This window comes from Novosphingobium sp. CECT 9465 (assembly GCF_920987055.1).
GTDB lineage: Bacteria > Pseudomonadota > Alphaproteobacteria > Sphingomonadales > Sphingomonadaceae > Novosphingobium.
The window spans coordinates 1-13557 of record NZ_CAKLBX010000005.1 but is presented as its reverse complement, the minus strand read 5'-3'; the positions used below and the strand labels follow the sequence as shown (position 1 = coordinate 13557).

At 62.5% G+C, this 13557-nt stretch carries 12 protein-coding genes and 1 pseudogene; 5 read left to right on the top strand and 8 right to left on the bottom strand.

Annotated elements, in window-relative coordinates; all coding sequences use genetic code 11:
* Positions 1-311: 311 nt before the first annotated feature.
* Positions 312-943, bottom strand: a pseudogene (locus LUA85_RS21495) (AAA family ATPase).
* 222 nt (positions 944-1165) lie between these two features.
* On the opposite strand from LUA85_RS21495, the gene LUA85_RS21785 reads away from it, so the two are divergent.
* Positions 1166-2083 carry a lytic transglycosylase domain-containing protein gene (locus tag LUA85_RS21785; RefSeq protein ID WP_353682128.1) on the top strand — a complete coding sequence of 306 codons (918 nt, stop codon included), beginning with the start codon at positions 1166-1168 and terminating at the stop codon, positions 2081-2083.
* Here the strand turns inward: LUA85_RS21785 and LUA85_RS21485 are convergent.
* The 3 genes from LUA85_RS21485 to LUA85_RS21475 all read right to left on the bottom strand — a co-directional run bounded on the left by LUA85_RS21485 (position 2050) and on the right by LUA85_RS21475 (position 5545).
* Positions 2050-2325 (bottom strand): hypothetical protein, encoded by a 276-nt coding sequence (locus tag LUA85_RS21485; RefSeq protein WP_010408871.1) that lies wholly within the window; start codon positions 2323-2325, stop codon positions 2050-2052. The genes LUA85_RS21785 and LUA85_RS21485 overlap by 34 nt on opposite strands.
* Before the next feature lie 34 nt (positions 2326-2359).
* Complete coding sequence (locus tag LUA85_RS21480; protein ID WP_037447408.1) at positions 2360-4153, bottom strand: thiamine pyrophosphate-requiring protein; 1794 nt, start codon at positions 4151-4153, stop codon at positions 2360-2362.
* A gap of 252 nt (positions 4154-4405) precedes the next feature.
* Positions 4406-5545, bottom strand: coding sequence for a tyrosine-type recombinase/integrase (locus LUA85_RS21475; RefSeq protein ID WP_010408866.1), 1140 nt, complete (start codon positions 5543-5545; stop codon positions 4406-4408).
* A gap of 167 nt (positions 5546-5712) precedes the next feature.
* Between LUA85_RS21475 and LUA85_RS21470 the strand changes: the two genes are divergently transcribed.
* On the top strand, positions 5713-6168 hold the full coding sequence (locus LUA85_RS21470; RefSeq protein WP_231472272.1) for a hypothetical protein: 456 nt from the start codon (positions 5713-5715) through the stop codon (positions 6166-6168).
* A gap of 79 nt (positions 6169-6247) precedes the next feature.
* On the opposite strand, the gene LUA85_RS21465 is transcribed toward LUA85_RS21470, so the two are convergent.
* Complete coding sequence (locus tag LUA85_RS21465; protein WP_231471603.1) at positions 6248-7390, bottom strand: tyrosine-type recombinase/integrase; 1143 nt, start codon at positions 7388-7390, stop codon at positions 6248-6250.
* Positions 7391-7607: 217 nt separating this feature from the next.
* Between LUA85_RS21465 and LUA85_RS21460 the strand changes: the two genes are divergently transcribed.
* Positions 7608-8576, top strand: coding sequence for a hypothetical protein (locus LUA85_RS21460; RefSeq protein ID WP_231471604.1), 969 nt, complete (start codon positions 7608-7610; stop codon positions 8574-8576).
* Here LUA85_RS21460 and LUA85_RS21455 read toward each other — a convergent pair.
* Together LUA85_RS21455 and LUA85_RS21450 are read right to left on the bottom strand one after the other, a co-directional pair.
* The gene (locus LUA85_RS21455) at positions 8527-9570 is read right to left on the bottom strand and encodes a TniQ family protein (RefSeq protein ID WP_231471605.1); all 1044 of its coding nucleotides are present in this window, start codon (positions 9568-9570) and stop codon (positions 8527-8529) included. The genes LUA85_RS21460 and LUA85_RS21455 overlap by 50 nt on opposite strands.
* Positions 9570-11120 (bottom strand): TniB family NTP-binding protein, encoded by a 1551-nt coding sequence (locus LUA85_RS21450; RefSeq protein ID WP_231472271.1) that lies wholly within the window; start codon positions 11118-11120, stop codon positions 9570-9572. The genes LUA85_RS21455 and LUA85_RS21450 overlap by 1 nt, the downstream gene beginning before the upstream one ends.
* Before the next feature lie 33 nt (positions 11121-11153).
* Between LUA85_RS21450 and LUA85_RS21445 the strand changes: the two genes are divergently transcribed.
* Entirely contained in the window at positions 11154-11828 is a 675-nt protein-coding gene (locus LUA85_RS21445; protein WP_231471608.1) for a hypothetical protein, read from the top strand.
* A gap of 1048 nt (positions 11829-12876) precedes the next feature.
* Positions 12877-13029, top strand: a complete 153-nt coding sequence (locus LUA85_RS21440) for a hypothetical protein (protein ID WP_231472270.1) — start codon at positions 12877-12879, stop codon at positions 13027-13029.
* Between the two features lie 210 nt (positions 13030-13239).
* Here LUA85_RS21440 and LUA85_RS21435 read toward each other — a convergent pair.
* On the bottom strand, positions 13240-13557 hold a 318-nt coding region (locus LUA85_RS21435), incomplete at its 5' end, for a hypothetical protein (protein WP_231472269.1).

Here is a 13557-nt window from a genome sequence, read left to right as displayed (position 1 = left end):
GGCTAGCTACCTTTGAGCTAGCAGTTTCTCATAAGCGTCGAGTGCCTTCTCGAGCACTTCTGTAAGAAGCAGACCCTCACGTTGAGCTATTTCGCGGATTCGATTGTCCCATTCGGGTGTGACCCTAGTCGCAAATTGTTGAGTGCGGTTAGTCTTGCGCGAACTGCGGGCATCAATGCGGGTTGCGGTTATCAGCGGTGCAGCCGGAGGGGCGGGGGCTACTTCGGGTGCATCCAAATTCTGGCTCGCCTCACTGATTGGTGGGGGTGAACCCAAACGAGTAGCCTTCTTTAGCTTCGAGATATCGGCCATCATTCACCCGCTACTTTGTCGATTAGGGATTGGATCAGAGTATCAGCACGCTGGTTAAGGCCGGAGAATTTGGTTTCGGTAATTGACAGGCCTTGGTTCTGCGCTTGCCGGTATGCTGGTCGTTCCACGATCGAACCGTCGAGGACATTATACCCCGCTTCGGTCAAATACGCCCGCGCGTCATTTTCTTCAGCCGAAGTTCCAATGCGGTTGAGCGCAAAAACGAGCCGTCCAGTCGGGATACCCTCCTTAACAAGGGCATGGTATTCGCGGACGGCAGGCCTGAGATCGTCCAAGGATGCGCCGGGGGTTGAACCACGAGTGACGATGACCGTGCAATTTCAAGTGTAGCTTTGCTGGTCCGAGCGGGGCCGTCGATGATAAGCAGATCGAAGCCGTCTGCAGCGGCCAGGGCCTGAGACGCGGTTTTGAATGCCTCAACCGACACAATCGGCTCGATGGAGATGCCAAGGCGTGCTCGGTGCCAATCGACCGAAGTGCCCTGTTGAGTATCGAGATCGGCGATTTTAACCCGCAGTTCGCCTGCCGCCGCCTCGCGAGCAAGGGCTCTTGCCAAGGTGCTTTTTCCTACACCGCCTTTTTGTGAGACGAATGCTACGACAGCAGCCATGACCGATCCTGTAATAGTTCGAACGACTGGATAGCTAGCCGCTCTCTAGCAGTTTGGCAACCGCTACCTATGTGATAGCTAGCTGATACCCAACCAGCAGATATCTGTGAGCTAGCTGCTACCCACGGGGGTTTGCCTGACCTAGTCTGGATCAAGCACTGGGAGATAGTGGAATTTTTTTCCACGTTGTGCGGTTGATCGAAACATGATGTTCAATGATCGATGAACACGCGATCGAACTCGAGCTTATGCGTAGTGGGTAGTGTTATGGCACTGCTATGGGCGCAAACATCGGCAGCTAAGCAGGCCGAGGTAATGACATTTGATGGGCAGGCAGTTGAAGCCGTCATCGATGTGGGCCCGAGAATGCGGGGTATGCCAACAGACGGAACGCCGCCAGTACCAAGCATGGAAGCCGTTTTAGGCAATGACTTCAGATCATTCGGCAGCCCCGTAATGGAACCCCAAGAGGAGGCAATAAGCACGTCGCATATATCGGTGCCCCTTTGGATGCAGACTGGCCAGGTTTCGGGGGGAGCTGGCCGGGCAGCGATGTCCGATATCGCAAGTTATCTCTACACCCCACAGGCTTGCTCAATCACACCCTACCGTCCACGCGGCGATTTTCCAGGCTGGCTCGAAGCTCGGCGGGCTCAATATTACCCCTTGATCCAGGCCGTGGCGTGCGAAGCTGGTGTGCCAGTCGGGCTTTTCGATGCACTGGTGGCCCAGGAAAGCCGCTATGACCCATTGATCGTATCACCGAAGGGCGCCGTTGGCCTTACCCAATTGATGCCCGGTACAGCGCGTGGACTTGGGGTTTTCAATTCGAGAGATCCGTTGTCGAACCTGAGGGGAGGGGCCAGATACCTCCGCGCGCATCTGGATGAGTTCAAGCGGGTCGATCTAGCCTTGGCCGCGTACAATGCAGGTCCAGGACGCGTTCGATCGATGCGCCGTATTCCGCCGTTTCGCGAGACGATGGACTATGTCGCAGCGATCACTCGAGGGTGGAGCACCGGATCGTTCAGGACAGCATCGATTCAGACCGCCGGTTTGGCAGTGGGTCGACAGGAATTCCGGGGCAGGGGGGTCCAGTTACTCGCTTACACATCTACAAGAGTATCGAACCCGAGGTAGTGCGCGTAATAGATCGCAATTCCGAGGATCGCCGGCGCGCCGAGCAGATAGTTGATCTGCCAACGTATCCACAACCGGGGTGCAACGAGTACCTTATCGAGGACGGTCGCAGTTGGGAGTTTCCTAGTTCCCAGACGATAATCGTAGGCGGTCTTTATCATCGCGAGGACAGCGCACAGCGCCACCATGACGCCGACCGCGGCATAGAGTGAAAGCCAGGCCTGAAGTGTCGCTTGGGGCATGCCGACCACCTAGCAGCAAGATGCTGACGGTCCATTAACCGCTGAATCGCGCATTAGTTACCAGGAGCTGGCGCGCCGTGTCGGCGATCATCGTGCCCAGGCCCTTGTCTCCCATCACCATCGAACTCATCAGACCCTTGGCCTGCTCGAGCGTCAGTTGCGGTGGAAACGGCACGACCTCGGGATCGGTCTTCACCTCGATGAGCGTCGGGCGATCGGCGGAGAGCGCAACTTCCCACGCCGGCCCAAGCGCGGATGGATCATCGACGTAGATGCCGCCAAGCCCCAGCAATTCCGCGAAGCGCGCGTAGGGGACGTCCGGAATATCCTGCGTCGTCGGGAAACGCGGATTGCCTTCCATCACCCGCTGTTCCCACGTGACCTCGTTGAGATCGCCGTTGTTGAAGACGCAGACGATGAAGCGCGGATCGCGCCACTGCTTCCAATATTTCTGGACGGTGATGAGTTCGGCCAGATTGTTCATCTGCATTGCGCCGTCGCCGACCAGCGCCACGACGGGCCGATCAGGATAAGCAAACTTGGCCGCGATCGCATAGGGAACCGCAGCGCCCATAGAGGCTAAACCGCCCGAGAGAGAGGCACGCTGCCCGACCTTCACGCGATAGTCGCGCGCGTACCAGTTGGCGCATGAGCCCGAATCCGAGGTGACGATCGCGTCGGCGGGCAGACGCGGCGACATTTCCCAGACCACGCGCTGGGGATTGACGGGCTTTGCTTCCGCCATGGCGCGTTCCTCGAGCGTCTGCCACCACTGCGCAGTCGCCTTCTCGATGCCTTCGCGCCAACTGCGATCATCCTTGCGCTGGAGCAGCGGGATCAGCGCTTTCAGCGTTTCGGCCGCATCTCCATGCAGGTTGACCTCGACGGGGTAGCGCAGCCCCAGCATCGATGCGTCGATGTCGACCTGCACGGCCCTCGCCTGCCCGTCTTTCGGCAGGAACTCGGCCCAGGGAAAGCCCGTGCCGATCAGCAGAAGCGTGTCGCACTCGCGCATGAGGTCGGACGATGGCTTGGTCCCGAGCAAGCCGATCGCCCCGGTCACGAACGGCAGATCGTCAGGCAGGACATCCTTGCCGAGCAACGCTTTGGCGACGCCGGCGCCAAGCAGGTCGGCGACCTCGGTCACCACGGCCGACGCGCCGCGGGCTCCCGCCCCAATCAGGATAGCGACCTTGGCGCCTGCATTCAGTACCTCCGCCGCGCGCGCGAGATCGGCGGGCTGCGGGACGACGATCGGATGTGCATAGCCGGTGCCCGAGCGGGTGAAGCCGTGCGCCTGGCCCGGCTCCTCATATTTCGTATCCTGTATGTCCTTGGGCAGCACGATGGTTGAGACCGCGTTGCCCGCGACCGCGATCCGGATCGCGCGATCGGTCACATGGCGGACCTGCGCCGGCGCGCTCGCCTCCTGCACATAGGCGGCGACGTCGGCAAACAGTCGGTCGAGATTGAGCTCCTGCTGATAGCTTGCACCGCGCACGGTGCTCTCGGCCTGGCCCGCGATCGCGAGGACCGGGACATGGTCGAGCTTGGCGTCATAGAGCCCGGTGATCAGGTGGGTCGCGCCCGGACCGCCGGTCGACAGGCAGACGCCGAGCTCGCCGGTGAATTTCGCATGCGCCGTCGCCATGAAGGCCGCCATCTCCTCGTGGCGGACCTGGATGAACTCGATGCCCGAGCCTTCCTTCTCGGCGCGCTGGAGCGCCCCCAGCACGCCATTGATGCCATCGCCAGAATAGCCGTAGATTCGGCTCACGCCCCAATCCTTGAGGCGCTGGACGAAGAAATCGCTCGACATGCGGGCCATGCCGCCCTCCACTTTGGGATTTGGTTTCGAGCCGGAGAGGTTCAGTCACGCATGCTCGCGCTGACGAGAAGAACGTCGCAGTGCGCACAGGCGTTCCCGCCGGTCGGCGGCTTCGCCCCCATCGGTGCGCGCTAGGGCCGGCCCGACGGCGAGCTCGCTTCTTCGGTCGTTGAGGCATGTCGGTGTCGCTCACTGCCCAACCGCGCCAGGTCATCGGTTTGCGACTGTCCAAACGCGGACAGCTAAAACCTGTCATTCACCGCCGAAACGCTTCGCGAGACGCGCACTCGCTCCGCTCTTGGCCGCCAGCTTCGCGCCATAGCGCATGACCGTCTTGGGATCGCGCCAGCGATAGGCCTGCATGATGGCGGGCAGGCTCTCTCCTGCCGCAAAATTGTCTTGCGCCACGCCAACCCGGATCGAATGGCTCGACACGGCCGCGACCCAGCGCTCGAGCTCGGCCTCGCTCATCGCCCCCAGCAGTTTCTTGTCGAATGCCTGGCGGATCAACCGCTTGTAGATGAGCGTGATCGTGCCGGGGTTGAGCGCCTCCTCTCCCACACCGCGGATCGAGCCATCGAACCAGGTTTCGACGCGCCGGAACAGGGCCCCGCGCGCAATCCCGGCCTTGTCGCACCATTCAGCGATCGCGCGCATGGTCGCGGGCGAGAGATAGGCGAGAGCCCCCTGCCCTTCCTGATCGGTCTTGCTGCGGCCGATCTCGACCACCCCTGCCCCGTCGACGTCGGGCCCGTCGATATGCTCGATACGCATCGCCGCGAGTTCGGAGCGCCGGCAGCCGGTATCATAGTTGACCTGCAGTAGCGCGCGATCGCGCGCGCCCAGGAGATCGCGGCGCGTGGCCTTGAGGAGGACCGCGAGGCTCACGCCGCTCGCCGGCGCGTCGAGATCGCTGACATCGCCCTTGTAGCGGATACCCCGCGCCTGCGTCTGGCGGGTGCCGAGAAGCTTGCGCGCCGCCTTGTGCTCGAGCTGCACGAGCGGGGCTGCGGTCGGATCGTCCAGCCCCGCCATGCGATAGGCCCAGCCGATATTGACGAGATAGCGCGCGATCGTCGCGGCCGCCCTCTGCGGCGTCGCCCGCGTCGCCTCATCATGATCCTGACCCGACAGCGCGCGGACATAGGCCGCGACGGTCTCGGCGGTCGCCTCCCCTGCCCGCACTCGGGTGCGCCGGCACCAAGCATCCCAGAGCTTCATGTCGGAAAGGAACGCGCGGATCGTGTTCGGCGACCAGGCCCGCGCCGCGGCCGCGATGACCTGCGGATCGACCGCCGCCTTGTCGATAGCCAGCGCGCGGACCTCGCCCACGACGTCGTCGGCGCCGGCGGGCGGCGTGCTTTGCCTGCGGGTGAGGGCCGTTTTCGCCATGACGGCGAGACATAGCCCGGTCCTTCTCATAATAATAGGGTCGTGATAATCTCCCATTATCACGACTACGCATACGAGCCAATTTGACTGAGAGCAGCTCTGGGTTAAAAGACGGCGTGGACGCGCCTCTCTCGAACAGCCGCTACGGCCCCGCCTACAGCGCGAAGATGGTCTCCGCGATCGCCTCCTGCACGGCCGCCATTACGCGTCTCGATGCCCGGTTTTGCGTTAGTTCGGTGGCATCGGCCTGGGCACGCCGCGCCGCCTGGAGTGGCTACACCCGGGCCCTGCAACTGCAATCGGCCGAGATCGACGAAATTGACGTATTTTCCTGGGGCTGCGGGCTGCAAATCCCCGGCCGGCCGCTGCGGTCGACCAACCTCGACCTGTTCGATCGCTTTCCCGCCTGGGAAGCGGCGCTGCGCGATCCCGACCCCCTCGCCTGGCGCGACGCGCTTCCGACCGCGATCGGCGAGATCGAGATAGCCGCGGACCATTCGCCGCTGATCCGCGCGCTCGATCGGGTCCGCCAGCATGCGCGTCTCGACAGCACCGCCCTGCCCTGGCTCTCGCTGCCCTTCGCTCTGCGCGACAAGGGGATGGTGACCACTCCCCTGCTGTGACGCACCATAATTGACGTCATGCCGGGTCCAAGCGGAGCCTTTAGCGCTTCAACAATAGTGACATTGGCCTGCTTCTGCCTCAGCCGCTCCCTCGCAACTTGCCCAGCACCCGTGCGGCCGCATTATTGCCTACGGCAAGCTCGCGGGCATATCGCAGCGCGGTGGTCGGCGAGGACCAGCGCAGCGCCAGCGCGATCCCTGCGCCGTCCTCGCCCGCTGCGAACAGGTCCTGTGTTAACCCGACCCGGAACGAGTGCGCGCTCAGCCCACGCACGGTGTCACCTTCCATCCCGGGCTCGACTTCGACGAGACCGCAATCGACCGCCTCCAGCACCCGGCGACGCAGGATCGCAACCACCCCCTGACGCGTGAGCGGCCTGGCCCCGATGTAGTGCCGCACAATTCGCTGCCCGGAGGCGTCTGGCGGACCGCTCAGAACATTGATGCGCCGAAACACCGGACCCTCGCCGATGCCGCTTGCGAGCAACCAGGTCGATAGGCGCGCCATGGTGTCGCCCGACAGCCAGGCCAGAGCCCCCTCCCCCAACTGGTCAGTCTTGGAATGCGCGATGTCGAGCCGTCCGCTGCCATCGCCGACTTGGCGCAGATCGGAAACCGTGGTGCCGACCAGTTCGGAGACTCTTAAGCCCGCGTCATAGGCGAGACTGATCAGCGCTGCGTCACGCAGACCGATGATGTCGCTGCCGCACGAGGCCAGCAGTGCGTTGACGGTTACCCCCTCGGGCGGTGCCTGACCCTCCTGCATCGCCTCGCCGAGCCGTAGCGGCGCAGCCTGCTTTTGCCGTTCACGCTTTTTGCGGCGGATGGCTTTCAGCGTATCGCGCACCATTCCAGCCTGGGTGGGCAGCGGCTCTGTGTCGCCAAAACCCAGGATGCGGTGAATGCGCGCGATCGAGGCGATCCGGCGGGCAAGGGTGGCGGGCTTGGCACCCGCGCGCGTGTCCGATCCTTTAGACAACCAGTGCAAGTAGTGGACCAGCGTTTCCGGTTCGGCGGGAACAGCCGTGGCGACAGGCCGTCGCGCCTTGCACCACCCTAGAAAGCATTTGAGATCGGCCGTGATGGCCGCCTTGGTCGCCGGCGCCATCGCCGCGACTGCGGCCTCAAGCGCCAGCGGACTGGCGGCGCGGGTATCGATCAGCATCCCGTGGCCGCCGAGCACCAGTTCCACCGATGACGGGAACGGACGATCGGTTGTCATGCGGAAGGATCGTTTTGGGTGGATTTCATGGGCACTTTATGGGCCAAAATCGGCACTCTGGGCAATGCTGATTTTACCATAATATTAGATTATGGAAATACCGCCGATTTACGATGCTATGGATAGGATACCAAAGCGTAGGTTTAGTAAACTCTGTGTTGACGACGATTCCCTGTCCCGTTAGCCAGTTCGCAGCCTCCAGAGCGAAAGCCTTGAATTGAGCAGCACGATCGACGCCGGCCCTATCGCCTTCCGTATCGGCCAGATCGATGCTCTGGCCAAATGCCTGCTGGCCTCCGACACCTGCTATTCCGCAGAAATGCGCGCCGCACTCGCCCTCCACTGGCTCAGCCGTGCCTGGGAGCAATACCGCCAGGACCGGGCGATTACCCTCGGGGCCTCGCTGATCGGCGCCGAATGCATGGGCGAGCGTAACGCCTTCCTCGCCCTCTTCGAGCACGCCCTGCCAACCCCCGAAAAGGTGATCGCCGAGGCCATCCGGACAGTGCGCAAGATCGCAATCCTGCCGATGGCCAGCGAAGCCCGAGAGACCGAAACCATCGTCGCTGCCAGCCTTCCCGAACTCAGTGCCGTACTCGACGCGCTGGGTCACGCCAAGCTGCCCGGCGATCCACTCGAGCGGCTGCTTTCCCTCGTCGAGCGCTTCCGCTATTCGCGCGGGAACGAGCCCGATGCCCTGACGGCAACCGCCCGAACCCCGTGCTGGGCAATCAACCTGGCGGCGAGCGCGCGCGGGCATGCCTTTCGGCTGAGCGAGACCCCCCTCCCCTTCCCCGGCCTTGTCCAGCGCCGACTGTTCAGGGCCGACCGCGACCCCAGCCAGCGCCGCGCCCAAGCCCGCGAGAGTCTGCACGATGCACTCTATGCTACTGCCTGCGATATCGCCCGTTTCCCGCGCGGCGCCGATGTTTTTGCGCGCGAGTTTCCGAGCCAGCGTTCGAACTCGCGCCTCTATCATGCCTGGATGCTGCTGTTCGGCCTTGGCACCCTCACCCCCGCCCAACTTGCCCGCGCGCTTGGCGCGACCAAGGCCGGTGCTGCCAAACTCCTGCGCCAGCTGGAGGCAACACGCATGGCCTACGCTCAAGGCCCGTTCACGACCTTTGTCTGCGCCATTACGCCAACCCTGGCACTGCCAGATTGGCGGCATCAAGCAAGCTTCTAGACGGCCAGGCTGCCGTCGGCGGGAGAGGAAGACCCTCGTAGCGCGCGAATTCCGCCGCCAGCTCCCTTTCTTTCTCCTGGCGTTGGCGCACAGTGCCGTATGTGGCGATCAGCGCAAAGATGTCGCAGGTCCATTTGGATCTGGGCTTGGGGAGCTTGCAGGTCCGCAGACGCAATGCACCTCGAACCGGCGTTTCAATTCTACCTTCAGTCAGCGGCCTCTCGGCCAGTCTGGTTGCGATCATACGCTCAAAGCGGTGCGCGGCTTTCGTACGTGGGCTGTGCGCCAGCGCCAGCATGCCGATCCGTTCGCGCGCAAAATGGTACTGATTGGCTACGAACTGCTCCTGATAACGCTGGTATGGCGGCGCAAGCCCCACCCAATCGCTAGGGCGCATCAGGCAGTCGATCACTGTCTTGTTTCGCGCAAGCGCGGCAGAAGTCGGTTTGATTTTCCATTGAATTCTGCGAGATCGCATCACGGCATGCGCCAAGAACGCCTGCAATTGCCGCCCCGTGTCCTCCAATGGAAGGCTCCGCATGTCGGTGAGCGGCAACCCGTGCAGGCTGCATAGCCAGGTCGCCCGAAAAATCCATTCGCGGCGCACGATTATAGGCCCGCCAGCCAGATGCGCCTCGTAACAGCATAGCGCACAGACGTAATGGCGGTGCGCAGAGGGCAGGAGCGCCTCCGCCTCACACGCGAGAAAGGTCGCATTGATCTGCTCGGGATCGATTTCGACCGCCCATGCAAGCCGTTCCACCATCGCATCGCAGGCCGCATGCAGCGCCGGATCGAGACCGCCCTTCCCTCGCGCCAGGTCCAAGCGCGAAAGACCCGGCGCGATCTCCAGATGGCGGAACAATTGTGCCCGGCTCACCCGGTGGGCGGCGGTCAAGCGGCTCAACCACGAATCAAACGCTTCATCTCTGCGTGGCTTGATCGGGAACGCCAGCGTCTCAGGCTCAAGATTGGGCGACCACTTGGCGGCCATCAAGCTGAAGCCGGGAGCATCGCTGCTGCTGCGCGCAAATCTGCAAATTCAACACGCTGACGACCGTCGCGAGAGGCAATCTTATGGCCCCAATGCAAAAGCCGTTTGAAATTCCCTGTCACGCCATGGCTGGTGCGCCAGATGAATTCGGCCATCTCGGGCTCAGCGAAGCGTTCCGGCTCGATGATGCGCAATCCCCGCGCCAGCGCAAGGATCAGGCGCTGGGATGGCTCTCCAGGCGGCCAGAGCGGCAATCGCAGGACGATCGAGCGATAGGCCAGCTCGACGTCCTCGGCAAAGATGTCTGCGGCGATTTCGAGACCGGCGACAACCATAGACACATTGCCTTCGCTCATCAGAAACCGGAATGCATCGAGGGTGTCACGCCTCGCCCTGCCGCCCGCGGTGAGAATGGCGTGAACATTGTCGACCGCCACTAACCGCGTCCGCTGTCTGCCGAGCAATTCAACGACTTTCAGGTCGGCAATCCGGTGGATACTGGTGGTGATCGGCCAACCCTGCTTCCACAACAAGGTCAGGTTGATCTTGAGCGACGTCGGACTAGCTGGGATCACGGTCCTGAGGACGGGAGCATACCGGGCATCCCGCCACCCTTCAGGCTCTGGAAAGTCGCATTCGATACGCCGCTGGGCTTCGCGCAGGATCGATGTCTTCCCCATACCGGATTGACCCACGAGAATGACGCAGGGCGGCCGTTCATCAGGCTCGTCATGTGCGATATCAACCAGCGTTTCCACGGCAAAACGCGCTTCGTCGAAGTCGATCCAGAAAGCGGAACTGTGCGCTGACCTATCCCTCCATTTGAGCCACCCTTCATCGTGTAAGTCGGCCACCGATACCCAACTGGGTACATTGGAAACCTCCTGATTTGCCGGCTGAGCGGCGTGGGATACACCTTCCCTTTCCAGCCTTTTTCGCGCGTCTCGCAAGCCCCGCGTCCGGGATTTCGCGTTGAGAACTTCCTGCCTGTTGGCATGCACAAGCCGCGCAATTTCAGCCTGACCCCCAGCATGCTGGTAAACCACGCCGGAATGGCGCCGTGCAGCGACCGCAACATCCCATTCAGGCCTGGTCACGTTCGGATAATTGCCCACCGCAGCAGCAGCGACAAGAACTCCATCGATGACAGGATAGACCTCCTGGATAGTCCTGTCGTCGTAATGGATCATGACCTTGAGACCCAGGCGCGGCGCCAAACTTTCGTGCCAATAGCGAATATGATCAATCTTCACGCCGCCCGATTGAACGGTCCGCTCGACCCACGGCAGAAATCGGCGGGTTAGCTGCTCGATATCGACACCTGGCGGCGCCAGCGGCCCGTGGCTCTCGACACCCGTGGACCACATTTGCGCAGGTGCGACGCGACCCAGTCCTTCGTGAGGTGTATGATGATAGCGGCAAATCTCCCGGACCAACCACCGCTCGAATTCCTCAAGCGTCATCGCCGCGTCCGCTTCCGCATCATGGCCGTCTCGCGCCGTAACATTACCTCCGGTCGCCCCCGGAAGAAGCCGCATTCTACGCGTCATGGTGCCGATCAGACGCTCGATATGCGTGCCATAATGCGCCGGACCACGTGGGCGGACGTCCGGATCGATGCCATAAGTCTTGCAAGCGCTTCTAAAAACTTCCGCGCGATGAGATCCGGCGTGATCGGCATGCAACTTCCTGAAAAAACCATGCATTGGATATTCGATTTCGAGACCGAGACTCTCGAGCAACGGCTGTTTCGGCAACAGAGCATTGGCGATTGCCCGTCCGCATCGAAAAATCGAAGGTGCCCCAAAACTCACGTAGAAGCCGAGAATGCATCGGCTCCAGACGTCGATGAGCAAGGTCACCCACGGTCGGCCCAGAGCCATACGGTGTGTGCTGTCGACAAGTATGACGTCGGCGGGGGTGTGATCCATCTGGACCACATCGAGCAAACCATCGCTGTGGTATTCCCCCGGGTGCGCCTCGTGGGCGGTACGCCGTTTCGAACCCATGAAACGAGCCTTCTGCGGCTCGCTTATCTCCCCGATTATCCGCTCGATCGTTCGAAAACTTGGAACGATCCCGGGATCGAAGCCGTAGTCGCCATTATCGGCGATCAGCAAATAACGCACCTGCTGCGCCGCTTCCCGAACACTGAGCGGCACTTTCGTCAGAACGATTTCTTCAATGAGGCCATCGATCGCCACGAGGACCTCTGGCGGCGCTTGTCTACTTCCTGGCTTTGGACCGCGCGGCCGTGAGGCCAGGCTCTCGGCAATGGGCTTGCTGCGATAGCGCCGCGCCAACTCCCGAATTCGCCGCTCGCCCAAGCCAGTTTCCCGGGCAATGACAGAAACAACGTCGGCCGCCAGCGGCGCGTCCAGCGGAACCAATTTGCGGAAAGTTTGATAGAGGTCCGCGCCGCGCGTTAGCGCAGCTTCCGAATACGCTGCCATTCTTGGCGGTTTGCGTTCGATCATAGGGAAATTTCCCTCTCTTTCGGCCGCGCAGACTGTCGTTTGTTTTGACCACCGTTGAAAGCAGAATCTTTTGTGCGTCATATTTGACTGTCACTTTATCGCGAGAATATGACTTTAATTCAATAGTTTACACCCGATGTTGGAAACTTTGTCGCGTGACACCTGCTCGCGGAGATGACCCGCAGCCGCTGGACGCCGCTCGCCGACGCGGCGCTGGGCTGGAAAAAGCCTGTCTGGCGCTGCGCGATCCCGACAGCGCTGCCGCCGTCCGAAACCGCAAAGGCCGCGATCGACGAGGCCGCGGCCCTGGTCCGCGGCGCTCGAGCCGGCCCCCCTCCCCTTCACCGCTCTCGCCGCCCTCCACCGCGCCATCGGCCAGAGCCCGCGCTTCGCTCCCGCCGAGCGGACGACCGACACGATCGCGCTCGCGAACCGGCAAGTCGTGATCGAGCGGCCGCGCCCACCTTCCCCGCGCTGGGCGATCGAATGCGCCTTTGGTGCGCATCTCCAAGCCACCGGCGCCCATGGTGCGGCGCTGGCCGCTGAACGGTCTGATCCGCTCGACACGGTGCGCGCGGCCGACGTCGACGACAACCCGGCGCACGCCGCCATTGTTCAGGCCGAGGCGTTTGCGCGATGTCCTGGAGCACCTCTACAGCCTGGTCGCGAAAAGCCCGCGACACGCGCCAGGCGCTGGCCGATCGCTACCGTGCGAAGCGGGCGAATTCGCGCGTGCCCCAGCTCTATGGCCTCCTCGCCAGCTTCGGTCCGCTGCGGTCGTCGCAGATCGAGGCAGTGCTGGGCGTCACCCGCCTTGGGGTCCGGAAAAATGCTGGAGGCCTTGTCGGAAGCCGGCGACCTGGCCATCGAAACCGTTTCGGGCGTCAAGCTCTACTCGGTCACGCGCGGCGACCTCCGTTCCCCCACCGCCCTGGCCGACGAACCGAGCCAGTTTTTCCAGCGAGGCGATCGAGGACTATGATGCCGCCCTCGCCAAGATCGACGCCTTGCTGGCACGCTATGACGATCAGTCGGACCCAGGCCTGAAAACCAGGCAAAAATTTTGCCCCCTGCAAATGCCCCTTACAGCGCCAAAACGGGCGTAGGCCAGCCCGACTTACGGCAGCGACCCCAAATCGCGCTGTACGGCTTCTGAGGGCGATTTTGCCAACCGAGGCCGCCCGGCCCGCGATCATTCGTCCATTTTTGCGCCGATGCGCTGTTTCATCGAGCGATAGAAGCCATAATTGTCTCCAGGCCCCGCGGGGCGACCGAGCGGCTCGCCCCGCGCTTCCGCGCGCTGGGCAATGGACAGATAGGTTTGCAACAGCATCGGCAAATCGGGTTCCCAGCGGCGGCCGCGCCTGGCCTGTCGAGCCGCCTCGATATCGATTCCCTCGACCCTCGGCTGCGGGCGCCGGAAGAACCCCTCCCCTCCTTCGCAAGCTCGCTCCGGCTGAGCGCGACAAAGCGCTCGAAGCGCCGCGCCGGTTGCGCTCCGCTGCTGTGC

Excerpts from the sequence above, each read along its gene's own strand:
- LUA85_RS21785 (WP_353682128.1), top strand. The coding sequence starts at position 1,166 with ATGAACACGCGATCGAACTCGAGCTTATGCGTAGTGGGTAGTGTTATG.
- LUA85_RS21485 (WP_010408871.1), bottom strand. The coding sequence starts at position 2,325 with ATGCCCCAAGCGACACTTCAGGCCTGGCTTTCACTCTATGCCGCGGTC.
- LUA85_RS21480 (WP_037447408.1), bottom strand. The coding sequence starts at position 4,153 with ATGGCCCGCATGTCGAGCGATTTCTTCGTCCAGCGCCTCAAGGATTGG.
- LUA85_RS21475 (WP_010408866.1), bottom strand. The coding sequence starts at position 5,545 with ATGGCGAAAACGGCCCTCACCCGCAGGCAAAGCACGCCGCCCGCCGGC.
- LUA85_RS21470 (WP_231472272.1), top strand. The coding sequence starts at position 5,713 with ATGGTCTCCGCGATCGCCTCCTGCACGGCCGCCATTACGCGTCTCGAT.
- LUA85_RS21465 (WP_231471603.1), bottom strand. The coding sequence starts at position 7,390 with ATGACAACCGATCGTCCGTTCCCGTCATCGGTGGAACTGGTGCTCGGC.
- LUA85_RS21455 (WP_231471605.1), bottom strand. The coding sequence starts at position 9,570 with ATGGCCGCCAAGTGGTCGCCCAATCTTGAGCCTGAGACGCTGGCGTTC.
- LUA85_RS21450 (WP_231472271.1), bottom strand. The coding sequence starts at position 11,120 with ATGACGCGTAGAATGCGGCTTCTTCCGGGGGCGACCGGAGGTAATGTT.
- LUA85_RS21445 (WP_231471608.1), top strand. The coding sequence starts at position 11,154 with ATGCGCCGGACCACGTGGGCGGACGTCCGGATCGATGCCATAAGTCTT.
- LUA85_RS21440 (WP_231472270.1), top strand. The coding sequence starts at position 12,877 with ATGCTGGAGGCCTTGTCGGAAGCCGGCGACCTGGCCATCGAAACCGTT.